Genomic DNA, 23,074 nt, shown 5'->3' on the forward strand with positions numbered 1-23,074 from the left:
GTCTTGCAATGGGTATGGCCCCTGCATAAGTATCCGCAGGTCGACTCACGAGGTCGCCCTCACTACCAAAAATGACAACAAATCATGAGGCCAACATGCTTAAACACGCAGTCCTTCCGCTTTTAGTTAGCGCTGGCCTTATGGCCGCAGCCCCTTTCGCCCAAGCGGCGACTAACCTGGTGTTCTGCTCCGAAGGGAGCCCGGCCGGTTTTGACCCAGGCCAGTACACCACCGGAACAGACTTCGATGCTTCGGCAGAGACCATGTTCAACCGCCTCAGCCAGTTCGAGCGCGGCGGCACCGCCGTTGTTCCTGGCCTGGCCACCAGCTGGGACGTGTCCCCGGATGGCCTGACCTACACCTTCCACCTGCGCGAAGGCGTCAAGTTCCACACCACCCCGTACTTCAAGCCAACTCGTGAATTTTCGGCTGACGACGTACTGTTCACCTTTAATCGGATGATCAACAAAGACGATCCTTTCCGTAAGGCCTACCCCACCGAGTTCCCGTACTTCACGGACATGGGGATGGACACCAACATCAAGAACATCGAGAAAGTCGATGACCACACCGTCAAGTTCACCCTTGGCACCGTGGACGCCGCTTTCATCCAGAACCTGGCCATGAGCTTCGCCTCGATCCAGTCCGCCGAATACGCCGCGCAGCTGTTGAAAAACGGCACGCCGCAGGACATCAACCAGAAGCCGGTCGGCACTGGCCCGTTCGTGTTCAAGAGCTACCAGAAAGACTCGAACATCCGTTACACCGGCAACAAGGACTACTGGAAACCTGAAGACGTGAAGATCGACAACCTGATCTTCGCCATCACCACCGACCCGTCGGTGCGTATCCAGAAGCTGAAGAAAAACGAATGCCAGGTCACCCTGTTCCCACGTCCGGCCGACCTCAAGGCGCTGGGCGAAGACAAGGACCTGAAACTGCCGCACCAGGCGGGCTTCAACCTGGGCTACGTTGCCTACAACGTGATGGACAAGGTCAAGGGCAGCGACCAGCCAAACCCACTGGCGGACCTGCGCGTACGCCAGGCAATGGACATGTCGGTAAACAAGCAGCAGATCATCGACTCCGTATACCAAGGCGCCGGCCAACTGGCCACCAACGCCATGCCGCCGACCCAGTGGTCCTATGACACCACCGTCAAGGACGCCAAGTACGATCCTGAAAAAGCCAAGGCGCTGCTCAAGGAAGCCGGCGTCAAGGAAGGTACCGAGATCGTGCTGTGGGCCATGCCGGTTCAGCGTCCGTACAACCCGAACGCCAAGCTGATGGCTGAAATGCTGCAAAACGACTGGTCCAAGATCGGCCTGAAGGTCAAGATCACCAGCTACGAGTGGGGCGAGTACATCAAGCGCTCCAAAGGCGGCGAGAACCAGGCCATGATCATTGGCTGGAGCGGCGACAATGGTGACCCGGACAACTGGCTGAACGTGCTGTTCGGCTGCGATTCGCTGGCCGGCAACAACTTCTCCAAATGGTGCGACAAGAAATTCGACGGCATCGTAAAAGAAGCCAAGGCTACGTCCGACGTCGCCAAACGCACCGAGCTGTACAAGCAGGCGCAACACATCCTCAAAGATGCTGTCCCGATGACACCTATCGCACACTCGACGGTGTATCAACCCATGCGCAACACCGTGCAGGACTTCAAGATCAGCCCGTTTGGCTTGAACTCCTTCTACGGCGTGAGCGTAAGCGGCAAGTAAAAATCAATAACGGCGACGTTTCATAACGTCGCCGTTATTGCATCCGCCATGACAGTAGGAAACAGACCACAGTCGCATTCGTTGCCGTCCTACAGCAATAAACTGCGATCCCTGTCTACGTTACCTACAAAGTCAGTCAGATTTTGCGCATTTACTGCGAAGTCCACGGCCCATAACGTCGTAGGACAGCAGAGGCTGCAATCTGATGGGCACTTGCTGCGTGGGGTCAGCCATGCATCCCGGCCGGTAAATGGCCGGGTGATTGCACGCTGACGACAACTACAAACAAGGATCGGGATCGTCATGCGCCATACCACCGTTCTATCCGCACTGTTTGCCACCAGCCTGCTGGCTGTGGCCACGATGGGCCAAGCCGCCGAGAAAAAGAGCCTGGTGTTCTGCTCTGAAGGCAGCCCCGCAGGCTTTGACACCGCGCAATACACCACCGCCACCGACAACGACGCGGCCGAGCCGCTGTACAACCGCCTGGTCGAATTTGAAAAAGGCGCGACCAACGTGGTACCGGGCCTGGCAACCAAGTGGGATATTTCCGAAGACGGTTTGACCTACACCTTCCATCTGCGTGAAGGGGTGAAATTCCACAGTAACAAGGAGTTCAAGCCGACGCGCGACTTCAACGCCGACGACGTGCTGTTCACCTTCAACCGCATGCTTGACCCCGACCAACCGTTCCGCAAGGCCTACCCCACCGAGTTTCCGTACTTCAACGGGATGAGCCTGAACAAGAACATCGCCAAGGTCGAGAAAACCGGCCCGCACACCGTGGTGATGACGTTGAACACGGTCGACGCCGCGTTTATCCAGAACATCGCCATGAGCTTCGCCGCGATCCTGTCGGCCGAATATGCCGAACAATTGCTCAAGTCCGGCAAGCCCAGCGACATCAACCAGAAGCCGATCGGCACCGGCCCCTTCGTGTTCCAGCGTTACCAGAAAGATTCGCAGATCCGCTATGTGGCCAACAAACAGTACTGGGACCCGAGCAAGGTCAAGCTCGACCAGCTGATTTTCGCCATCAACACTGACGCCTCGGTACGTGTACAAAAGCTCAAGGCTGGCGAATGCCAGGTAACCCTGCACCCACGTCCGGCCGACGTCGACGCCCTCAAGGCCGACCCGAACCTGCAATTGCTCACCAAGCCCGGCTTCAACCTCGGCTACATCGCCTATAACGTGCGCCACAAGCCGTTCGACCAGCTCGAAGTCCGCCAGGCGCTGGACATGGCGGTGAACAAGCAGAGCATCCTGAACGCCGTGTACCAGGGCGCGGGGCAACTGGCGGTCAACGCCATGCCGCCGACGCAATGGTCCTACGACGACAGCATCAAGGACGCCGCCTACAACCCGGAAAAAGCCAAGGAACTGCTCAAGGCTGCCGGCGTGAAGGAAGGCACCGAAATCACCCTGTGGGCGATGCCGGTGCAACGCCCCTACAACCCCAACGCCAAGCTGATGGCGGAAATGCTGCAGAACGATTGGGCCAAGATCGGCCTGAAAGTGAAGATCGTCAGCTACGAGTGGGGCGAATACATCAAGCGCACCAAGAACGGTGAGCACGATGTGAGCCTGATCGGCTGGACCGGCGACAACGGTGACCCGGACAACTGGCTGGGCACCCTGTACAGCTGCGACGCCATCGGCGGGAACAACTACTCCATGTGGTGTGACCCGGCGTACGACAAGCTGATCAAGCAAGCCAAGGTCGTGACCGACCGCGAACAACGGACTGTTCTGTACAAACAGGCGCAGCAACTGCTTAAAGCGCAGGTGCCGATCACGCCGGTCGCCCACTCGACGGTCAACCAGCCGTTAAGCGCCAAAGTCGAAGGTTTCCAAGTGAGCCCCTTCGGCCGCAACGTGTTCTCGGGCGTCAGTATCACCCCATAAAAACATAACCGGATGATGGAGAGCCAAACTGGCTCTCCAGCAAACGTGCAGCCAAATTTCAGGAAATTTCCTACGGCAAACGTTTGCAACAGCTTGAACGAGTTACACCCAATAGCCGGTTCACCTGATAAGGCCGGCATAAAAAAGAGAACCAAAGGAGCTTCACACATGAAACTGAGCAGCAAAGCGCTTCTGGCCCTGGCCATCAGCAGCATCACGGCGACCGCCTACGCGGAACCCGCCAGCCAGGATTTCGTGCCGACTACACTGGCCGGCACCAGCGCGCAAAGCGAGGCCAAGGGCTTTATCGACGGTCAAAGCCTGGGCGGTACCACTCGCAACTGGTATGCGAACGAAATGAAGTTTCGCAACGACCGCTTCAGCTATCGCAAAGACGGCGTGAAGACGCCGATCTCGCGCCGTATCAACTGGGCCCAGGGCACCATCCTCAACTACACCTCGGGCTTCACCCAAGGCACTGTCGGGGTCAGCACTGAAGTCGCTGCCTACAACTTCATCGCCCTCGACCGCGACCGCAAAGATATCGCCGGCGGTTCCAACCGTACCCTGGCGGATTCCGGCGGCGACGCTGTAGGTCAGTGGAGCAAACTGGGCCTGGCCAACGTCAAGTTCCGTGTTTCCAACACCACCTTGACCGCCGGTCGCCAGAACTTCAGCACCGGTATCGTCGACACCATCGGCAATCGTGCGCTGCCTTCGAGCTTTGAAGGTGTGAGCTTCAACAGCGAAGAGTTCAGCAACCTGTCGTTCCAGGGCGGCATCTTCGACCGCGTTTCGCCGCGTACCGAGCAGAGCCTGTCGAAATTCCGCTCCGAATACGGCAATGGCCAGGAAACCGACAAGGTCAAGACCCTGGGCTTCAACTACCAGCCGTTCAAGAGCCTGAAAACCAGCGTGTTCGCCGCCAACGTCGAAGACTTCTGGAACCAGTACTACTTCGGCGCAACCCACGAACTGGGTGATGCTCAAACCCTGGCACTGACCACCGGCCTGAACTACTACAAGACCACCGACACCGGCAGCAAGAAGATGGGCAACATCGACAACGACACTTACTCGTTGTCCCTGGGCTTGACCCACCAGGCCCACAGCCTGACCTTCTCGTACCAGGAAGTGAACGGTGACGAGTACTTCGACTACCTGCACGAAACCAACGGCATCTACCTGGCAAACTCCCTGACTTCGGACTTCAACAGCCCGAACGAGAAGTCTTTCCAGATCGCCTATGCCATCAACATGGCCGAATACGGCGTGCCAGGCCTGAAGTTCAACGTGTACTCGGCTCGCGGTTGGGGCATCGACGGTACTCACTACAACGGCACCGCCTACGGCGAAGCCGGCGCATCGCGTAGCGACCTGCGCCTGATGGACGGCGAGAAACACCAGGAATACGGCGTTGGTACTTCCTACGCAATTCAGAGCGGCCCGCTCAAGGCCACTACGATCCGTGGCACCTACGTGACTCACCGAGCCAGCGCCCAACAAGCTGACGGCAACATCAAAGAGTTCCGCCTGGTCACCACCATCCCGTTCAACATTCTTTAATTAGCGCCAGGTAGACGGCAGGCTCAGGACGAGCCTGCCGTCTACGCTTGTCTGGTCCCACCGATTGCAGAGGGCTCTGAATGAAAATGCTCCCACTCCAAGCCGCCATGGCTGCCGCGTTGTTGAGCGTGGCCGTCGGCATTTCGGCCAAACCGCTGGTGGTCTGCACCGAAGCCAGCCCGGAAGGTTTCGACCCGGTCCTGTACACCACGGCCGTGACCGCTGACGCCGCCGCCGAAACCATGTTCAACCGCCTGGTGGACTTCAAGCCCGGCACCACCGAAGTGATCCCCGCGCTGGCCAAGGCCCTGCCCGAGATCAGCGCCGATGGCCTGACCTACACCTTTCATCTGCGTGACGACATCAAGTTCCACACCACCGACTACTTCAAACCCACGCGCAACATGAACGCCGACGACGTGCTTTGGAGCTTCCAGCGCCAGCTGGACCCGAATCATCCGTGGCATAAAAAGTCCCTCGTGGGCTACCCGTATTTCGAAAGCATGGGCTTCAAGGAACTGCTCAAGAGTGTCGAGAAGCTCGACGATCACACGGTTGTCTTCACCCTGACCCGTCCTGAAGCACCGTTTTTGGCCGACCTGGGCATGGCATTCTCTTCGATCCACTCGAAGGAATACGCCGACCAGTTGCTCAAGTCCAGCAAGACTGAAGACCTCAACGCCAAGCCCATCGGCACAGGCCCGTTCGTCTTCAACCGTTATCAGAAAGATGCCCAGGCTCGATTCAAGGCCAATCCCGACTACTTCCGCGGCAAACCGGCGGTAGACCCGCTGATCCTGGCAGTCACCACCGACAACAACGTGCGCCTGCAGAAACTCAAGGCCAACGAATGCCAGATCGCGTTGTTTCCCAAGCCGGATGACATTCCAAGCATCAAGAAAGACCCGAACCTGAAAGTCGATGAACTGGCGGCGATGACCACCAGTTACACCGCGTTGAACACCACCCACAAATACATGAGCGATGCGCGAGTGCGTCACGCGATCAACATCGCGTTCGACAAGGCCGGCTATACCGAAGCCCTGTTCGGCAAAGGCAATGCGGTGGTAGGCACCGGCCCCTATCCGCCGACCTTGCTGGGTTTCAGCGAAAAACTGAAGAACCCGCCCCGCGATCTGGACAAGGCCCGCGCCCTGCTCAAGGAAGCCGGCGTACCGGAAGGCACCGAATTCACCCTGTTCACCCGAAACGGCGGTGGCCCGACCAACCCTAACCCGATGCTCGGCGCCCAGCGCATGCAGGCAGATCTCGCGCAGATCGGCCTGAAAGTGAATATCAAAGTTATGGAATGGGGCGAAATGCTCAAGCGTGCTAAAAACGGCGAGCACGACATGGTTTCGGCTGGCTGGGTCGGTGATAACGGCGACCCGGACAACTTCCTGACACCCAACCTGAGTTGCGACGCTGCGAAAAACGGCGAAAACTACGCACGCTGGTGTAACAAAGAATTTCAAGACTTGATCGACAAGGCCCGCGCCACCGCTGAACCCAGCCAGCGCGCTGCACTCTATGAACAAGCGCAGGACGTTTTCGAGAAGGACCAACCATGGCTTCCCATGGCTTACCCGAAACTGTTCACCGCCATGCGCAAGAACGTAGAAGGCTTCACCCAAAGCCCTCTGGGGACCAATAACTTCGCCACCACCCAGGTGAAGTAATAAGAAAAACGCTCGGCGCCGTCGACACTGACGGTGCCGGACCTGCCTAACCGGCTGATTGAGGTACACGACAAGATGTTTAGTTTTATTGCCCGCCGACTGGGGTTATTGATCCCCACGTTTTTCGGCATAACGTTGCTCACGTTTGCGTTGATTCGCATGATCCCTGGCGACCCCGTCGAAGTCATGATGGGCGAGCGGCGCGTCGACCCCGAGATGCACGCACAGGCAATGGAACGCCTCGGCCTTAACAAGCCGCTGTATGCGCAATACCTGGATTACGTTGGCAAGCTCGCCCAAGGCGACCTCGGCGAATCCCTGCGTACCCGCACCAGCGTGTGGACTGAATTCACCGCCCTCTTCCCGGCGACCCTGGAACTGTCCATGGCCGCCCTGCTGTTCGCCGGTATCCTGGGCCTGTTGGCCGGGGTGATCGCGGCCTTGAAGCGAGGATCGCTGTTCGACCACGGGGTGATGGGCATCTCCCTCGCGGGCTATTCGATGCCGATCTTCTGGTGGGGCCTGATCCTGATCATGTTCTTCTCGGTGAGCCTGGGCTGGACCCCGGTGTCCGGGCGGATCGATCTGCTCTACGACATCGAGCCGCGCACCGGCTTCATGCTGATCGACACCCTGCTGGCTGACGAGCCGGACGCTTTCTGGGACGCGCTGCACCACCTGATCCTGCCAGCCATCGTGCTTGGCACCATCCCGCTGGCGGTGATTGCGCGGATGACCCGTTCGTCGATGCTCGAAGTGCTGCGTGAAGACTACATCCGCACCGCCAAGGCCAAGGGCCTGTCGCCGGCGCGCGTGGTATTCGTCCACGGCCTGCGCAACGCGCTGATCCCGGTGCTGACCGTGGTCGGCCTGCAAGTCGGCACGCTGTTGGCCGGTGCGGTCCTGACCGAAACCATCTTCTCGTGGCCCGGCATCGGCAAATGGCTGATCGAAGCCATTGGCGCACGGGACTACCCGGTGGTGCAAAACGGCATCCTGCTGATCGCCTGCCTGGTGATCCTGGTGAACTTCGTGGTGGACATCCTCTACGGCTTCGCCAACCCACGCATCCGTCACCAGCGCTGAGATCAAGACCATGACCACACCTACTCCCGTGTCAGCAGTCGATCAAAGCCTGCTGTATCCGTCCCCGTACAAAGAATTCTGGCAAGCCTTTTCCAAGAACAAAGGCGCGGTTGCCGGCCTGGCGTTCATGTTGCTGATCGTGTTCTGCGCGATCTTTGCCCCCTGGGTCGCGCCGCATAACCCGAGCGAGCAATACCGCGACTTCCTGCTGACCCCGCCGGCGTGGCTGGAAGGCGGGCAGATCCAGTTCCTGCTCGGCACCGACGAACTCGGCCGTGACCTGCTCTCGCGCCTGATCCAGGGCTCGCGCCTGTCATTGCTGATCGGTCTGTCGTCGGTGGTGATGTCGCTGATCCCGGGCATCCTGCTGGGCCTGTTCGCCGGGTTCTTCCCGCGCTTGCTCGGCCCGACCATCATGCGCTTGATGGACATCATGCTGGCCCTGCCGTCGCTGCTGCTGGCCGTGGCCATCGTCGCGATCCTCGGCCCTGGCCTGATCAACACCGTGATTGCCATCGCCATCGTCTCGCTGCCGTCCTATGTGCGTCTGACCCGCGCAGCGGTGATGGGCGAACTCAACCGTGACTACGTGACCGCTGCGCGCCTCGCTGGCGCCGGCCTGCCACGCCTGATGTTCATCACCGTGCTGCCCAACTGCATGGCGCCGCTGATCGTGCAGGCCACCTTGAGCTTCTCGTCGGCGATCCTCGACGCTGCGGCGCTGGGCTTCCTTGGCCTTGGCGTACAACCGCCAACCCCGGAGTGGGGCACCATGCTGGCTTCGGCCCGTGACTACATCGAACGCGCTTGGTGGGTGGTAAGCCTGCCGGGCCTGACCATTTTGCTCAGCGTGCTGGCAATCAACTTGATGGGCGACGGCCTGCGCGATGCGCTGGACCCGAAACTCAAGAACGCCGCCTGAGGAGATTCCCATGTCACTGTTAGAAATCAAGAATCTCAATGTGCGCTTCGGCGACAAGACCGCCGTGCCGGTGGTCGATGGCCTCGACATTTCCGTCGACAAAGGCGAGGTACTGGCCATCGTTGGCGAGTCGGGTTCGGGTAAATCCGTGACCATGATGGCGCTGATGGGCCTGATCGAGCACCCCGGCATCGTCACCGCCGACGCCCTGAACTTCGACGGCAAGGACATGCTCAAGCTGAGCAACCGCCAACGCCGCCAGATCGTCGGCAAAGACCTGGCGATGGTGTTCCAGGACCCGATGACCGCGCTGAACCCCAGCTACACCGTGGGTTTCCAGATCGAAGAAGTGCTGCGCCTGCACCTGAAAATGTCCGGCAAACAAGCGCGCAAGCGTGCCATCGAGCTGTTGGAAAAGGTTGAAATCCCGGGCGCTGCCAGCCGTATGGATGCCTACCCGCACCAACTGTCCGGCGGTATGAGCCAGCGCGTGGCCATCGCCATGGCAATTGCCGGTGAGCCGAAACTGCTGATCGCGGACGAACCGACCACTGCGCTGGACGTAACGATCCAGGCACAGATCATGGAGCTGCTGCTGGCCCTGCAGAAAGAGCAGAACATGGGCCTGGTGCTGATCACCCACGACCTCGCGGTGGTGGCTGAAACCGCCCAGCGCGTGTGCGTGATGTACGCCGGCCAGGCTGTAGAGGTCGGCCAGGTGCCGCAGTTGTTCGACATCCCGGCGCACCCGTACAGCGAAGCGCTGCTCAAGGCGATCCCCGAGCACAGCCTCGGTGCCACGCGCCTGGCCACGCTGCCGGGTATCGTGCCCGGTCGTTATGACCGTCCGCAGGGCTGCCTGCTGTCGCCGCGCTGCCCGTATGTGCAGGACGCCTGCCGCGCCCAGCGACCTGGGCTGGACCCGAAAACCAACAGCCTTGCGCGCTGCTTCTACCCCTTGAACCAGGAGGTGGCGTAATGGCCGTCGTTCTTACCGCCCGCGACCTTACCCGTCACTACGAAGTGTCCCGTGGCCTGTTCAAGGGCAACGCGTTGGTGCGCGCACTCAATGGCGTGTCCTTCGAGCTGGAAGCCGGCAAGACCCTCGCCGTGGTGGGCGAGTCGGGTTGCGGCAAATCCACCCTGGCCCGTGCACTCACACTGATTGAGGAACCGTCTTCAGGCTCGCTGAAAATCGCCGGCCAGGAAGTAGCCGGCGCCGACAAGGCCCAGCGCAAGCAATTGCGCAAAGACGTGCAGATGGTGTTCCAGAGCCCGTACGCGTCGTTGAACCCACGGCAGAAAGTCGGCGATCAACTGGGCGAGCCGCTGCTGATCAACACCAACCTGTCCGCCGCCGAACGCCGCGAGAAAGTGCAGGCGATGATGAAGCAAGTGGGCCTGCGCCCTGAGCACTATCAGCGCTACCCGCACATGTTCTCTGGCGGCCAGCGCCAGCGCATCGCCCTGGCCCGGGCGATGATGCTGCAACCGAAAGTGCTGGTGGCGGATGAACCGACCTCGGCACTGGACGTGTCGATCCAGGCCCAGGTGCTCAACCTGTTCATGGATCTGCAGCAGGAATTCAACACCGCCTACGTGTTCATTTCCCACAACCTCGCGGTGGTGCAGCACGTTGCCGATGACGTGATGGTGATGTACCTCGGCCGCCCCGTGGAAGTCGGCCCCAAGGAAGACATCTACGCACGCCCCTTGCACCCCTACACCCAGGCGCTGCTGTCGGCCACCCCGACCATCCACCCGGACCCGAACAAGCCGAAGATCAAGATCGTCGGTGAACTGCCCAACCCGCTGAACCCGCCGCCGGGCTGCGCGTTCCACAAGCGTTGCCCGTACGCGACCGCACGCTGCAGCAGCGAGGAGCCGCAACTGCGGGCCTTGGATAACCGCCAGGTGGCCTGCCACTACGCGGAGCAATTCGTGGCGTGAGATCGCAACAAAAATGCCCTGGGCTGATTAAGCCCAGGGCATGACAGGAGTTCTACCGCCCCACCCGTCGGATTGCGCATCAGTCCGGCAGGTGGGGCTTTTTTTCGTCTCGACTCAGGTATCGCTGTCGCCTTCGCTGTCATCGTCATCCGGTGGGGCTTGTTGGTCGTCGTCATCCTCGGAGCCGCCTTGGCCTTTGTCACCGGCTTCCGATTCGCTCTGGGCCAGCTGCAAGTGCTTCGCCGCCACAAACCCGGGCGCCTGGCTTTGCACCGCGGTATTGGCCCATGCGGTGGTGGTACCCAGCGTTAACAGCACCAGCACTTTCAGCAGCAGCACTAAACGTTGAAAGGTAGTCATGGTCGATTTCCGTCCAGTCAGTGAGTCACGTGCGCCAGCGTTCAACTGGCGCTGTGATTCAAGCTAGTTGCGATCCGAGGTTTACGCCAATCGCCTGTCAGGTATCGCCGTCATCGTAGGTTTCGCTGTCTTCCCCTTCGTTATAGGGGTTTTCGGCGTCTTCCTTGGGCGCGGGCTGGGCCTGGGGCTGCCAGCTGCCGGAGTTGACCTCTTGTTGCTTGCGCTTGGTGACGGGGCCGGTGTCTTTCCACTGGGGCGTTCCGGCATCGGCCTGGGCGTGTGCGGTGGGGAGCAACAGGCCTGTTAGCAGGACCAGACGGATGGCATGTTTGACACTCGACACAGCGGTCTCCTTCTCAGTCGTTGGGTAAAAACTAGACTCGATGTACGGTTCTCGCCAATCCCAAGCCTGATGAAGACCAAAATGTGGGAGCTGGCTTGCTCGCGAATGCAGTGTGTCATTCACAGCTATGCTGGCTGATCCACCGCATTCGCGAGCAAGCCCGCTCCCACACAAGCCCATTCCCACCGTTGGTTTTGTGTGGGCATGAAAAAGGGTGAAGCCATCACAGCTTCACCCTTTATTTACCGCTCAGCCCTTAGTGGTGCTCGCGGGTCGCGCGGAATTTCACATCCGGCCAGCGCTCTTCCATCAGCGCCAGGTTCACCCGGGTCGGGGCCAGGTAGGTCAGGTGCCCACCGCCGTCCACCGCGAGGTTTTCCACGGCCTTGTTGGAGAACTCTTCCAACTTCTTCTTATCGCTGCAATCGATCCAGCGCGCGGAGTACACGGTGATCGGCTCATACGAGCACTCAACCTTGTATTCCTCTTTCAAGCGGCTGGCCACTACATCGAACTGCAGCACACCGACGGCGCCGAGGATGATGTCGTTGCTGCGCTCCGGGAAGAACACCTGGGTGGCGCCCTCTTCCGCGAGCTGCTGCAGGCCCTGGCGCAGCTGCTTGGATTTGAGCGGGTCGCGCAGGCGTACGCGACGGAACAGTTCCGGGGCGAAGTGCGGGATTCCGGTGAAGCCCAGCGCTTCGCCTTCGGTGAAGGTGTCGCCGATCTGGATGGTGCCGTGGTTGTGCAGGCCGATGATGTCGCCGGCGTAGGCTTCTTCGAGCTGTTCACGCTCGGAGGAGAAGAACGTCAGGGCGTCGCCGATGCGCACGTCCTTGCCGGTCCGCACGTGGCGCATTTTCATGCCTTTTTCGTATTTGCCGGAGCAGATGCGCATAAAGGCGATGCGGTCGCGGTGCTTGGGGTCCATGTTCGCCTGGATCTTGAACACAAAGCCGGTGAATTTCTCTTCCACAGGCTCCACGGTGCGCTCGTTGGCCACACGGGCCAACGGCTTCGGCGCCCAGTCGACGACCGCGTCGAGTACGTGGTCAACACCGAAGTTGCCCAGGGCCGTACCGAAGAACACCGGGGTCAACTGGCCGTCGAGGAATTCCTGCTGGTTGAACTCGTGGCAAGCGCCCTGCACAAGTTCCAGTTGGTCGACAAAACGGTCGTACTCGTCACCCAGATGGGCGCGGGCTTCGTCCGAGTCGAGTTTCTCGATGATCTTGGTTTCGGTGCGCTCGTGACCGTGGCCGGCGGTGTAGACAATGATGTAGTCATCGGCCAGGTGGTACACGCCCTTGAAGTCTCGGTAGCAACCGATCGGCCAGGTGATCGGCGCGGCCTTGATCTTCAGGACGGCTTCGATTTCATCCAACAGCTCGATCGGGTCGCGGATGTCGCGGTCGAGTTTGTTGATGAAGCTCACGATCGGCGTGTCACGCAGACGGCACACGTCCATCAGCGCGATGGTGCGCGGCTCGACGCCTTTACCGCCATCGAGGACCATCAGCGCCGAGTCCACGGCGGTCAGGGTGCGGTAGGTGTCTTCGGAGAAGTCTTCGTGGCCCGGGGTGTCGAGCAGGTTGACCATGTGCTCGCGATACGGGAACTGCATGACCGACGTGGTAATGGAAATACCCCGTTGTTTTTCCATTTCCATCCAGTCGGAGGTGGCATGGCGGTCGGATTTGCGGGATTTCACCGTGCCGGCCACCGCGATTGCCTTGCCCATCAGCAAGAGCTTCTCGGTGATGGTGGTTTTACCGGCATCGGGGTGGGAAATAATGGCGAAAGTGCGGCGTTTCGCGACTTCGGCGGCCTGGTGGGTCATGGGAAATCGCCTGGCAGGTGAGTCAAAAAAGGGCGGCGAGTATAGCGCAAACCCCAGCCACCGGACCACCGTTCACCCGATTGGGGGTGGCTAAATGCTGCCAAGTATGGAACCTTTTAAAAGGTCGAGACGTCCACTCCCCTGCTACCGCACTCGGAACAGGGGCTGATAAATCAGCAAGTTAGCCTGACGAGGCTGCGCTCATGGCTCGGATTGATACCGCGTTGCCGGTATAGACGAGCTGCTTTTCGCGACCACATTCGCCGACAGCCAGGAATGGCATGCCACGAAGGAATGTGCTCGCCGACAGAAGAAAAAAAGGAGTCCGCCTGTGGCTATTCGCTATGGCAAAGGGCTGATAGGAGGTGCGGTTGTCGTCGCGCTCCTGGCCCTGCTGGTCCACTGGATCGGCATCAACACGATCGAACTGTACCGCGACGATTTGTTGTTTTACCTGCAAGCACACCTGATCCTCGTTCTAGTCTCCATGCTGGCCGCCCTCGTTGTGGGCATCCCCGCCGGTATCCTGCTCAGCCGACCGAACATGGTCGGGCGCGCAGAACGCTTCATGCAGATCTTCAACATCGGCAACACCGTCCCGCCCCTGGCCGTCCTGGCCATCGCCCTCGGCGTCCTCGGTATCGGCAGCGGCCCGGCGATCTTCGCGCTGTTCCTCGCCTCCCTCCTGCCCATCGTGCGCAACACCTACGAAGGCCTGAAAAACGTCCAGGGTTCCCTGAAAGAAGCTGCCACCGGCATCGGCATGACCCCGCGCCAGGTGCTGTTTCGCGTGGAATTGCCCAACGCCGTGCCCATCATCATCGGCGGCGTGCGCGTGGCCCTGGCGATCAACGTCGGTACCGCACCGCTGGCGTTCCTGATTGGCGCCAACAGCCTGGGCAGCCTGATTTTCCCTGGCATCGCCCTGAACAATCAGCCGCAATTGCTGCTTGGCGCCGCGTGCACCGCGTTGCTGGCATTGCTGCTTGACGGTCTGGTGACCATGGCCAGCCGCCTCTGGCTGGAACGCGGGTTGCGTCCGTCTTAAGGCTTGGCAAAGGAATCGACATGAAAAAACTTAGCTTGATATTAGGCTGTGTCCTGCTGCTCGCCGGCATTGCGCAAGCCGCTGAAAAACCGGTCATCCGCATCGGCGCCCGGGTGTTCACCGAACAGACCCTGCTTGCCGAAATCACCTCCCAGTACCTGCGCACCAAGGGTTACGACACCCGCGTGACCGGCGGCCTGGGCAGCAACCTGGCGCGCAGTGCCCAGGAAAGCGGACAACTGGACCTGATCTGGGAATACACCGGCGTGTCGCTGGTGGCCTACAACCACGTGGACGAGAAGCTCGACAGCGAACAGTCCTACGCCCGAGTGAAAGAACTCGACGCGAAAAAAGGCCTGGTCTGGCTCTCCCCATCGCGCTTCAGCAACACCTACGCCCTGGCACTGCCGGAAAAAGTGGCCGCCGAGCACCCCGAGATCAACAGCATCAGCGACCTGACCCAAGCCGTGGCGGACGATGCAAAGGCCCATCGCCTGGTGGCCCTGGACACTGAGTTCGCCAACCGCTCCGACGGCCTGGCCGGCATGGTCAAGCTGTACGACATGAACCTGACCCGCAAGAACACCCGGCAAATGGACGCCGGCCTGGTCTACACCGCGCTGCGTAACGGCCAGGTGTTTGCCGGTTTGGTCTACACCACCGACGGTCGCCTCAACGCGTTCAAATTGAAGCTGCTGGAGGACGACAAGCACTACTTCCCGGACTACACCGCAGCGCCCGTGGTACGTCAGGTTTATCTCGACGCCCACCCGCAACTGGCCGCCGACCTCAAACCGCTCGCTGCACTGTTCGACGATGAAACCATGCGCCAGTTGAATGCGCGGGTCGATGTCGACCACGAAAGCCCGTCCACTGTTGCCGCCGATTTCCTGCGCCAGCATCCGCTCAACTAAAGAGGAGAAGACATGGAATTCCTGAACGCCTTTTCCCATCTTGATTGGGCCCAAGTCCTGCATCTGACCTGGCAGCACATCACCCTGGTCGGCATTGCCGTGATCCTCGCGATCCTGATCGGTGTGCCCCTGGGCATCCTGATGACGCGCTTTCCGAGCCTCGCAGGCCCCTTGCAAGCCAGCGCCACGGTGTTGCTGACCGTGCCGTCCATCGCCCTGTTCGGCCTGCTGCTGCCGTTCTACTCCAAATTCGGCCAGGGCCTGGGGCCAATGCCGGCGATCACCGCCGTGTTCCTCTATTCCCTGCTGCCGATCATGCGTAACACCTACCTGGCCCTGACGGGCGTGGAACCGGGCATTCGCGAGGCCGCCAAAGGCATCGGCATGACCTTCGGCCAGCGCCTGCGCATGGTCGAGTTGCCCATTGCCGTGCCGGTGATCCTCGCCGGTGTGCGCACCGCAGTGGTGATGAACATCGGTGTCATGACCATCGCCGCCACCATCGGCGCCGGTGGCCTGGGTGTACTTATTCTGGCTTCCATCAGCCGCAGCGACATGTCGATGCTGATCGTTGGCGCCGTGCTGGTCAGTCTCCTGGCCATCTTCGCCGACCTGCTTCTGCAATGGCTGCAACGCTCGCTGACTCCAAAAGGATTGCTCAAATGATCGAACTTCAAAACCTGTCCAAGACCTTCCAAAGCAACGGCAAGACTGTCACCGCCGTGAACGATGTAAGCCTGACCGTCAACGAAGGCGAAATTTGCGTATTCCTCGGCCCCTCGGGTTGCGGCAAGAGCACCACGTTGAAAATGATCAACCGCCTGATCAAGCCGACCTCGGGCAAGATCCTGATCAACGGCGAAGACACCACCGACCTCGACGAAGTGACCCTGCGTCGCAACATCGGCTATGTGATCCAGCAGATCGGCCTGTTCCCCAACATGACCATCGAGGAAAACATCGTGGTCGTGCCGAAACTGCTCGGCTGGGACAAACAGAAATGCCACGACCGCGCCCGCGAATTGATGAGCATGATCAAGCTGGAGCCCAAGCAGTACCTGCACCGCTACCCGCGTGAACTGTCGGGCGGCCAGCAACAGCGGATCGGCGTGATCCGTGCGCTGGCGGCCGATGCGCCGTTGCTGTTGATGGATGAGCCGTTCGGCGCGGTCGACCCGATCAACCGCGAGATGATCCAGAACGAGTTCTTCGAGATGCAGCGTGCGCTGAACAAGACCGTGATCATTGTCAGCCACGACATCGACGAAGCCATCAAGCTGGGCGACAAGATCGCCATCTTCCGCGCCGGCAAGCTGTTGCAGATCGACCACCCGGACACCCTGCTCGCCCACCCGGCCGACGAATTTGTCAGCAACTTCGTAGGCCAGGACAGCACTCTCAAGCGCCTGCTGCTGGTCAAAGCCGAGGACGCGGCGGACAACGCCCCGTCGGTGAGCCCGGAAACCCCAGTGGCCGACGCGTTGGAACTGATGGACGAACACGACCGCCGCTACGTGGTGGTGACCTGTGCCGAGAACAAGGCACTGGGGTATGTACGACGTCGCGACCTGCACCGCCAGAGCGGTACTTGCGGCCAATACCTGCGCGAGTTCAACGCCACGGCGGCGTATGACGAACATTTGCGCATCCTGTTGTCGCGCATGTACGAGTTCAATCGCTCGTGGTTGCCGGTGATGGATGCGGAGCGGGTGTTCCTTGGGGAAGTGACCCAGGAATCGATTGCCGAGTACCTGAGTTCCGGTAAGTCCCGGGGTGGCAAGACCAGTATCGTTTCGCCTGCCGAAACCGCACTGGCTTGACCTGACACCACTCGGTCAAAACTGTGGGAGCGGGCTTGCTCGCGAAAGCGGCGTATCAGTCAAACATCTATCGACTGACACTCCGCTTTCGCGAGCAAGCCCGCTCCCACATTGGATCTCTATTGGGTCTGAAACACCCCAATTTGCCCCATCCGGGGAACATCATTCCGTCACACCTGTCGGTTACATAAGTAGCTGCACGGGTCCTCGCGACGAACGCGTGCAAAAACGCGACATTTTTAGTTGATCTCAAGCCCCTCACGCCCTAAAGTTCGCGCCGAACGTCCATGCTGGAAACGATCCATCCGGCTCAAGTACTGACGACGAGACAGCAAGGCCAAGGGAAGCGGTAGATCCCATGGCCTTTTTGCTTTCGGCGACATGCCTTGGGAAGTAGGCGAACCAAAGTGGGGATACGGAGGACGTTCATTTGCACCCATTGATCAATCTAGTTTGCCCTTAGGAGTTCCCAGCATGTCGATCCAGGTCGAAGATTATTTCGCGCGCGCCACATTTGACAAAATGAAGGCGTTCGCCGACAAGCAAGAAACCCCGTTCGTGGTGATCGACACCGCGATGATCAGCCAGGCCTACGACGACCTGCGCGCCGGTTTCGAATTCGCCAAAGTCTATTACGCGGTCAAGGCCAACCCGGCTGTCGAGATCATTGACCTGCTCAAAGAAAAGGGTTCGAGCTTCGACATCGCTTCGATCTACGAGCTGGACAAAGTGATGGACCGTGGCGTCAGCGCCGACCGTATCAGCTACGGCAACACCATCAAGAAATCCAAGGACATCCGCTACTTCTACGAGAAGGGCGTGCGCCTGTTCTCCACCGACTCCGAAGCCGACCTGCGCAACATCGCCAAGGCCGCGCCGGGCTCGAAAGTGTATGTGCGTATCCTCACCGAAGGCTCGACCACGGCTGACTGGCCTCTGTCACGCAAATTCGGCTGCCAGACCGACATGGCCATGGACCTGCTGATCCTCGCCCGTGACCTGGGCCTGGTGCCTTACGGCATCTCGTTCCACGTCGGTTCGCAACAGCGCGACATCAGCGTGTGGGACGCTGCCATCGCCAAGGTCAAAGTGATCTTCGAGCGCCTGAAAGAAGAAGACGGCATTCACCTCAAGCTGATCAACATGGGCGGCGGCTTCCCGGCCAACTACATCACCCGCACCAACAGCCTGGAAACCTACGCCGAAGAAATCATCCGCTTCCTCAAGGAAGATTTCGGCGACGACCTGCCGGAAATCATCCTGGAGCCGGGCCGTTCGCTGATCGCCAACGCCGGCATCCTGGTCAGCGAAGTGGTCCTGGTTGCACGTAAATCCCGTACCGCCGTCGAGCGTTGGGTGTACACGGATGTGGGCAAGTTCTCCGGCCTGATCGAAACCATGGACGAAGCCATCAAGTTCCCGATCTGGACCGAGAAGAAAGGCGAGATGGAAGAAGTGGTCATCGCCGGTCCTACCTGCGACAGCGCCGACATCATGTACGAAAACTACAAGTACGGCCTGCCGCTGAACCTGGCGATCGGTGATCGTTTGTACTGGTTGTCGACCGGTGCGTACACCACCAGCTACAGCGCGGTTGAGTTCAATGGCTTCCCGCCACTGAAATCCTTCTACGTTTAAGAGCAGCGGTTAGTTTTTAGCCGCAAGCTGCAAGAAAAAAAGCCCATGACGTGTCATGGGCTTTTTTGTTTCCGCTAAGCCGATAACTCACGCAACGCCGCCGTCGCCAAAAAGCCTGATCGCGAGGCGTAGCGATGGTCCTTTTGCACGCGCTCATCGATGCGCTGTAACAGGTGTTCCGGTTATGCCTGCCTCGCCACAGCCGGTGTTTACAGAGTTAGCTGTGTAGCACGCGCCTCGTATGCATAGGCCATTGCGCGAATCTGCGCATCATTCGCCGCAGCCAATGCCTTGCACGCCGTGCGTAAAAACTTCAAATTGCCCCCCGCCAATGCCTTGCGCAACCACTCCAGCGCCGCATCGACCTGGCCGCTGTCCGCCAGCACCGCCGCGTAGCTGAACTGCCCGCGAAAATCTCCGCCTTCGGCGGAACGACGATACCAATCCACGGCAGCCTCCAGATCCTGTGCACAGAAGCGGCCGTCTTCCAGATAACGCCCCAGCAGGTTCATCGATTTGGCGTGACCTTGCTCAGCTGCCCGGCGATAAAAACTCAGCGCTTGCGATTGATCCTCTGCAACACCGCGCCCGGTCGCCAGCAGATTGGCGTAGTTGTATTGGGCCCAATCCAGCCCGGCCTCGGCGCCCTTGCGGTATTCCCGCGCAGCTGCCGCTTCATCCGCCGCGCAGCCCCAACCATGCTCCAAACAGCGACCGGCCATATTGCGCGCCATCAAGTGCCCGCCCTGCGCCGCAATCTGGAACCAGCGCAGCGCCAAGGCTTCATCGCGCTCAATGCCACGCCCTTCCAGCAGGATTTGGCCGAGCAGCGCCTGGGCATCCACCACGCCTGCCTTGGCCGCGATCAGGATGGCCTGGGCTGCACGCACCGGGGAGTCGTCGAGCATGGATTGGAGTTGTTCGACGTTGAGTACTTCTTCACGACGTAACAAAAAACCCACGTCAGACCTCGACCCAGCGGCGCAACAGGTTGTGATAAGTGCCGGTGAGCTGGATCAGCGCCGGATGGTCGGGCACATCGGCGGTCAATTGCTGGATCGCGCCGTCCATTTCAAACAGCAGGGTGCGCTGGCTGTCTTCGCGCACCAGGCTTTGGGTCCAGAAAAACGAGGCGTAGCGTGCGCCACGGGTCACGGCGTTGACTTTGTGCAGGCTGGAACCGGGGTACAGCACCATGTCGCCGGCCGGCAGTTTTACCCGTTGCAGGCCAAAAGTGTCCTGGATCTCCAGCTCGCCGCCGTCATATTCCTCCGGGTCGCTGAAGAACAAGGTGGACGACAAATCGGTACGCACCCGTTCAAAACTACCCCGGGCCTGGCGCACGGCGTTGTCGATATGGAAATCGAAACTGCCGCCGGCGGTGTAGCAGTTGAACAGCGGCGGGAAGACCTTGTGCGGTAACGCCGCTGACATAAATAGCGGGTTTTTCCACAAGCGCTCAAGCATCGCCGCGCCGATTTCCTTGGCCAGCGGGTGGCCTTCGGGCAATTGCAGGTTGTGCTTGGCCTTGGCGGACTGGTGCCCGGCGGTGATTTTACCGTCGGCCCAATCGGTGCTTTCCAGGGTTTGGCGAATGCGCTGCACTTCCTCGCGAGAGAACAGGCCGGGGATGTGCAGCAACATGGGCAGTACCTGAATGCAGAGAGGCGCCAATGGTATTGATTCTTATCAAGCCTGTAAAACGCCGTGGACGGATGAGATCGTAAAAACCGTAAGCAAAAAGTGTAAAGAATGTAAATTCAATGCAATTAGCAATGTATCGCAATTGATAGAAAGTCGTGTTCACCCTATATTCCGCCGCCTCACATCCTTGGGGAAAGGACACGTCATGTCGCGCACTTCAATAAAAACACCTGCCAGTTCACCGCGCCTGCTGGCTTCGGCCATCGGCGTCGCGCTTACCGCCAGCTCTGCCGCCCAATTGGCGCAAGCGGCCGAAGACACTGAACAAAAAGGCGAGCGCAACACCATCTCCCTGGGCGCCACCAGCATCACCGGCGAAGAACAGGACCAGACCTCCTACCAGGTCGAAAAAGCCTCGTCGCAGAAGTACACCGCGCCGCTGGTAGACACCCCGCGTTCGGTCACCGTGGTGCCACAGCAAGTCCTCAAGGACACTGGCGCCACCTCGCTGCAAGATGCCTTGCGCACCGTACCGGGCATCACCTTCGGCGCGGGAGAAGGCGGCAACCCCCAGGGCGACCGCCCATTCATCCGTGGCTTCGACGCCCAGGGCGACACCTACCTCGACGGCGTGCGCGACACCGGCGGCCAGAGCCGTGAGATCTTCGACATTGAGTCGATTGAAGTCAGCAAAGGCCCGAACTCCTCGTTCGGCGGTCGTGGTTCGGCCGGTGGCAGCCTCAATCTGGTCAGCAAGACCCCACAAGCGCGGGACTTCACCAACGGCGGCTTCACCTACGGCTCCGACCAGACCCGCCGCTATGTGCTTGACGTCAACCGCCAGTTCCTCGACGACAGCGCCGCGTTCCGCCTGAACCTGATGAGCCACGAACAAAACGTCGCCGGCCGCGACGCGGTCAACTACGACCGTTGGGGCGTGGCCCCGTCGCTGACCTTTGGCCTGGGCACCCCGACCCGCGTCAACCTCAGCTACTACCACATGGAAAGCAACGACCTGCCGGATTCGGGCATTCCGTACGGTTATGGCTCGGCAAGCGCCACCACCCATGGCCATGACAAACCCACCGACGGCGGCGACAGCAGCAACTTCTATGGCCTCAAGGATCGCGACTTCCGCAAGACCCGCGCCGACATCAGCACGATCTCCATCGAGCACGATCTGAGCGACAGCATGACGCTGAAAAACACCCTGCGTCATGGCAGCACCGGCCAGGACTACATCCTCACCCAGCCGGACGACAGCAAGCTCAACGTCAACAAATACGGCACCGTATGGCGTCGTGCCAACACCCGCGTCTCCACCACCACGACCACCACCAACCAGACCGACCTGTTCGGCAGCTTCCAGGCCCTGGGCTTCAAGCACAGCTACTCCACCGGCCTGGAGTTCACGGGTGAAGAAACCCGCGTCAGTGGTTACACCGTGACGCCGAACGCCAACCCGACGCCCAACGGTTGCACGCCTGGCATGGTCGGCAACAGCGGCGGCAGTTGCACCTCCCTGGGCAACCCGAACCCGGACGACGCCTGGACCGGCGCCACCGCTCGCAACTACATGGGCACCAACACCAAGGCCACCAGCCGCGCCGCCTACGTGTTCGACACCATCGAGCTAGACCCGAAATGGCTGCTGAACGTTGGCCTGCGCTACGACACCTTCGACACCGAAGCCAACACCAATGCCACCACCGGGCGTACCAAGGTCAAGGACGACAGCCAATTCTTCAACTGGCAGGCCGGCCTGGTCTGGAAACCGCTGGAAAACGGCAGCATCTACACCTCCTACGCCACCTCGGCATCGCCGGCCGGCGGCCTGGTCGGTGAAGGCGTCGACAGCAACGCGATCCCGACCGGCATCAACACCAGCGACATGAAGCCGGAAGAAACCGTCAACTACGAACTGGGCACCAAGTGGGACCTGTTCCACAACCGCCTGTCCCTGTCGGCGGCGGTGTTCCGTACCGAGAAGAAAAACACCCGCATCCTGGTGGATTCCAACACCTACCAAACCGCCGGTGAGTCTCGCGTCGACGGCCTGGAACTGACAGCCAGCGGCAAGATCACCGAGCAATGGCAAGTGTTCGCCGGCTACAGCTACCTGAAAGCCGAGCTGGTTGATCCTGGCAAGAACGGCAACCGTCAGGGCGTCGTCACCACGGGTTCGAACAAAGGCAACCAGATGCCGAACACCCCGGAAAACTCGTTCAGCCTGTGGACCACCTACGCCATCACCCCAAAACTGACCGTCGGCGGCGGTGCGTTCTATGTCGACGATGTTTACGGCGACGCGGGCAACACGGTTTACGTACCGTCCTACACCCGCTACGACGCCATGGCCAGCTACAAGCTGACCAAGAACGTCGACCTGCAACTGAACGTGCAGAACCTGACCGACAAGACCTACTACGACAAGGCCTACGGTTCGCACTTCGCCAACCAGGCGGCCGGGCGCACGGCGTTGCTGTCCACCAACTTCCACTTCTAAGCAACAGCCTCACGCAGCACAAAGCCCCACGCATCGGATGCGTGGGGCTTTTGCGTGTTGAACAGAATGTTTCTCGACAAGCCACGGCATAATGCGCGCCGTGTCCTACATACCCAGATAGACGAG

The 23,074-nt window shown here is 60.1% G+C and carries 19 protein-coding genes and 1 pseudogene; 14 read left to right on the top strand and 6 right to left on the bottom strand.

What is annotated here, in order from left to right:
- The first annotated feature begins 95 nt into the window (after window positions 1-95).
- From LIY36_RS18145 to LIY36_RS18180, 8 genes are all read left to right on the top strand, one after another.
- The gene (locus tag LIY36_RS18145; RefSeq protein ID WP_226456487.1) at window positions 96-1,724 is read left to right on the top strand and encodes an ABC transporter substrate-binding protein; all 1,629 of its coding nucleotides are present in this window, start codon (window positions 96-98) and stop codon (window positions 1,722-1,724) included.
- 363 nt (window positions 1,725-2,087) lie between these two features.
- Complete coding sequence (locus LIY36_RS18150) at window positions 2,088-3,632, top strand: ABC transporter substrate-binding protein (protein ID WP_370694907.1); 1,545 nt, start codon at window positions 2,088-2,090, stop codon at window positions 3,630-3,632.
- Window positions 3,633-3,800: 168 nt separating this feature from the next.
- On the top strand, window positions 3,801-5,198 hold the full coding sequence (locus LIY36_RS18155; protein ID WP_092240692.1) for an OprD family outer membrane porin: 1,398 nt from the start codon (window positions 3,801-3,803) through the stop codon (window positions 5,196-5,198).
- Window positions 5,199-5,278: 80 nt separating this feature from the next.
- Window positions 5,279-6,877 carry an ABC transporter substrate-binding protein gene (locus tag LIY36_RS18160; protein WP_226456489.1) on the top strand — a complete coding sequence of 533 codons (1,599 nt, stop codon included), beginning with the start codon at window positions 5,279-5,281 and terminating at the stop codon, window positions 6,875-6,877.
- Between the two features lie 75 nt (window positions 6,878-6,952).
- On the top strand, window positions 6,953-7,963 hold the full coding sequence (locus LIY36_RS18165) for an ABC transporter permease subunit (protein ID WP_003171721.1): 1,011 nt from the start codon (window positions 6,953-6,955) through the stop codon (window positions 7,961-7,963).
- 10 nt (window positions 7,964-7,973) lie between these two features.
- Window positions 7,974-8,885: an ABC transporter permease subunit gene (locus tag LIY36_RS18170; protein WP_105520930.1), complete on the top strand. Its 912-nt coding sequence runs from the start codon at window positions 7,974-7,976 to the stop codon at window positions 8,883-8,885.
- Window positions 8,886-8,895: 10 nt separating this feature from the next.
- Window positions 8,896-9,864: an ABC transporter ATP-binding protein gene (locus tag LIY36_RS18175; RefSeq protein ID WP_192297714.1), complete on the top strand. Its 969-nt coding sequence runs from the start codon at window positions 8,896-8,898 to the stop codon at window positions 9,862-9,864.
- Entirely contained in the window at window positions 9,864-10,835 is a 972-nt protein-coding gene (locus tag LIY36_RS18180) for a peptide ABC transporter ATP-binding protein (protein WP_226456490.1), read from the top strand. Before LIY36_RS18175 ends, LIY36_RS18180 begins: the two co-directional genes overlap by 1 nt.
- A 114-nt stretch (window positions 10,836-10,949) precedes the next feature.
- Here the strand turns inward: LIY36_RS18180 and LIY36_RS18185 are convergent, their stop codons facing one another.
- From LIY36_RS18185 to LIY36_RS18195, 3 genes are all read right to left on the bottom strand, one after another.
- Window positions 10,950-11,195 (bottom strand): hypothetical protein, encoded by a 246-nt coding sequence (locus LIY36_RS18185; RefSeq protein WP_192297715.1) that lies wholly within the window; start codon window positions 11,193-11,195, stop codon window positions 10,950-10,952.
- A 97-nt stretch (window positions 11,196-11,292) separates the two neighbouring features.
- Window positions 11,293-11,538 (bottom strand): hypothetical protein, encoded by a 246-nt coding sequence (locus LIY36_RS18190; protein WP_226456491.1) that lies wholly within the window; start codon window positions 11,536-11,538, stop codon window positions 11,293-11,295.
- A 256-nt stretch (window positions 11,539-11,794) separates the two neighbouring features.
- Window positions 11,795-13,378, bottom strand: a complete 1,584-nt coding sequence (locus LIY36_RS18195) for a peptide chain release factor 3 (protein WP_192297717.1) — start codon at window positions 13,376-13,378, stop codon at window positions 11,795-11,797.
- Between the two features lie 331 nt (window positions 13,379-13,709).
- Here LIY36_RS18195 and LIY36_RS18200 point away from each other — a divergent pair, with 331 nt between their 5' ends.
- The 5 genes from LIY36_RS18200 to LIY36_RS18220 all read left to right on the top strand — a co-directional run bounded on the left by LIY36_RS18200 (window position 13,710) and on the right by LIY36_RS18220 (window position 18,798).
- Entirely contained in the window at window positions 13,710-14,426 is a 717-nt protein-coding gene (locus tag LIY36_RS18200) for an ABC transporter permease (RefSeq protein ID WP_025856261.1), read from the top strand.
- 20 nt (window positions 14,427-14,446) lie between these two features.
- A complete protein-coding gene (locus LIY36_RS18205; RefSeq protein WP_226456493.1) occupies window positions 14,447-15,340 on the top strand; it encodes a glycine betaine ABC transporter substrate-binding protein in 894 nt (297 codons plus the stop codon).
- Between the two features lie 12 nt (window positions 15,341-15,352).
- On the top strand, window positions 15,353-16,006 hold the full coding sequence (locus tag LIY36_RS18210; protein ID WP_226456494.1) for an ABC transporter permease: 654 nt from the start codon (window positions 15,353-15,355) through the stop codon (window positions 16,004-16,006).
- A complete protein-coding gene (locus LIY36_RS18215) occupies window positions 16,003-17,160 on the top strand; it encodes an osmoprotectant ABC transporter ATP-binding protein OsmV (protein WP_226456495.1) in 1,158 nt (385 codons plus the stop codon). Before LIY36_RS18210 ends, LIY36_RS18215 begins: the two co-directional genes overlap by 4 nt.
- A gap of 474 nt (window positions 17,161-17,634) precedes the next feature.
- A complete protein-coding gene (locus LIY36_RS18220; protein ID WP_016986476.1) occupies window positions 17,635-18,798 on the top strand; it encodes a type III PLP-dependent enzyme in 1,164 nt (387 codons plus the stop codon).
- 74 nt (window positions 18,799-18,872) lie between these two features.
- On the opposite strand, the pseudogene LIY36_RS18225 reads toward LIY36_RS18220, so the two are convergent.
- The 3 genes and pseudogenes from LIY36_RS18225 to LIY36_RS18235 form a co-directional block, all read right to left on the bottom strand.
- Window positions 18,873-18,980 (bottom strand): annotated as a pseudogene (locus tag LIY36_RS18225) (type II toxin-antitoxin system HicB family antitoxin); the annotation flags it as partial.
- Between the two features lie 27 nt (window positions 18,981-19,007).
- On the bottom strand, window positions 19,008-19,760 hold the full coding sequence (locus LIY36_RS18230; RefSeq protein ID WP_226456496.1) for a tetratricopeptide repeat protein: 753 nt from the start codon (window positions 19,758-19,760) through the stop codon (window positions 19,008-19,010).
- 1 nt (window position 19,761) lies between these two features.
- Window positions 19,762-20,442: a Fe2+-dependent dioxygenase gene (locus LIY36_RS18235; RefSeq protein ID WP_226456497.1), complete on the bottom strand. Its 681-nt coding sequence runs from the start codon at window positions 20,440-20,442 to the stop codon at window positions 19,762-19,764.
- Between the two features lie 205 nt (window positions 20,443-20,647).
- Here LIY36_RS18235 and LIY36_RS18240 point away from each other — a divergent pair, with 205 nt between their 5' ends.
- Window positions 20,648-22,948, top strand: a complete 2,301-nt coding sequence (locus LIY36_RS18240; protein WP_226456499.1) for a TonB-dependent receptor — start codon at window positions 20,648-20,650, stop codon at window positions 22,946-22,948.
- Window positions 22,949-23,074: the final 126 nt, after the last annotated feature.

This window comes from Pseudomonas sp. AF03-9, from assembly GCF_020515815.1.
Classification (GTDB): domain Bacteria; phylum Pseudomonadota; class Gammaproteobacteria; order Pseudomonadales; family Pseudomonadaceae; genus Aquipseudomonas.

Excerpts from the sequence above, each read along its gene's own strand:
- LIY36_RS18155 (WP_092240692.1), top strand. The coding sequence starts at position 3,801 with ATGAAACTGAGCAGCAAAGCGCTTCTGGCCCTGGCCATCAGCAGCATC.
- LIY36_RS18195 (WP_192297717.1), bottom strand. The coding sequence starts at position 13,378 with ATGACCCACCAGGCCGCCGAAGTCGCGAAACGCCGCACTTTCGCCATT.
- LIY36_RS18220 (WP_016986476.1), top strand. The coding sequence starts at position 17,635 with ATGTCGATCCAGGTCGAAGATTATTTCGCGCGCGCCACATTTGACAAA.
- LIY36_RS18165 (WP_003171721.1), top strand. The coding sequence starts at position 6,953 with ATGTTTAGTTTTATTGCCCGCCGACTGGGGTTATTGATCCCCACGTTT.
- LIY36_RS18215 (WP_226456495.1), top strand. The coding sequence starts at position 16,003 with ATGATCGAACTTCAAAACCTGTCCAAGACCTTCCAAAGCAACGGCAAG.
- LIY36_RS18160 (WP_226456489.1), top strand. The coding sequence starts at position 5,279 with ATGAAAATGCTCCCACTCCAAGCCGCCATGGCTGCCGCGTTGTTGAGC.
- LIY36_RS18150 (WP_370694907.1), top strand. The coding sequence starts at position 2,088 with ATGGGCCAAGCCGCCGAGAAAAAGAGCCTGGTGTTCTGCTCTGAAGGC.
- LIY36_RS18180 (WP_226456490.1), top strand. The coding sequence starts at position 9,864 with ATGGCCGTCGTTCTTACCGCCCGCGACCTTACCCGTCACTACGAAGTG.
- LIY36_RS18185 (WP_192297715.1), bottom strand. The coding sequence starts at position 11,195 with ATGACTACCTTTCAACGTTTAGTGCTGCTGCTGAAAGTGCTGGTGCTG.
- LIY36_RS18235 (WP_226456497.1), bottom strand. The coding sequence starts at position 20,442 with ATGTTGCTGCACATCCCCGGCCTGTTCTCTCGCGAGGAAGTGCAGCGC.
- LIY36_RS18145 (WP_226456487.1), top strand. The coding sequence starts at position 96 with ATGCTTAAACACGCAGTCCTTCCGCTTTTAGTTAGCGCTGGCCTTATG.
- LIY36_RS18210 (WP_226456494.1), top strand. The coding sequence starts at position 15,353 with ATGGAATTCCTGAACGCCTTTTCCCATCTTGATTGGGCCCAAGTCCTG.
- LIY36_RS18170 (WP_105520930.1), top strand. The coding sequence starts at position 7,974 with ATGACCACACCTACTCCCGTGTCAGCAGTCGATCAAAGCCTGCTGTAT.
- LIY36_RS18175 (WP_192297714.1), top strand. The coding sequence starts at position 8,896 with ATGTCACTGTTAGAAATCAAGAATCTCAATGTGCGCTTCGGCGACAAG.
- LIY36_RS18205 (WP_226456493.1), top strand. The coding sequence starts at position 14,447 with ATGAAAAAACTTAGCTTGATATTAGGCTGTGTCCTGCTGCTCGCCGGC.
- LIY36_RS18240 (WP_226456499.1), top strand. The coding sequence starts at position 20,648 with ATGTCGCGCACTTCAATAAAAACACCTGCCAGTTCACCGCGCCTGCTG.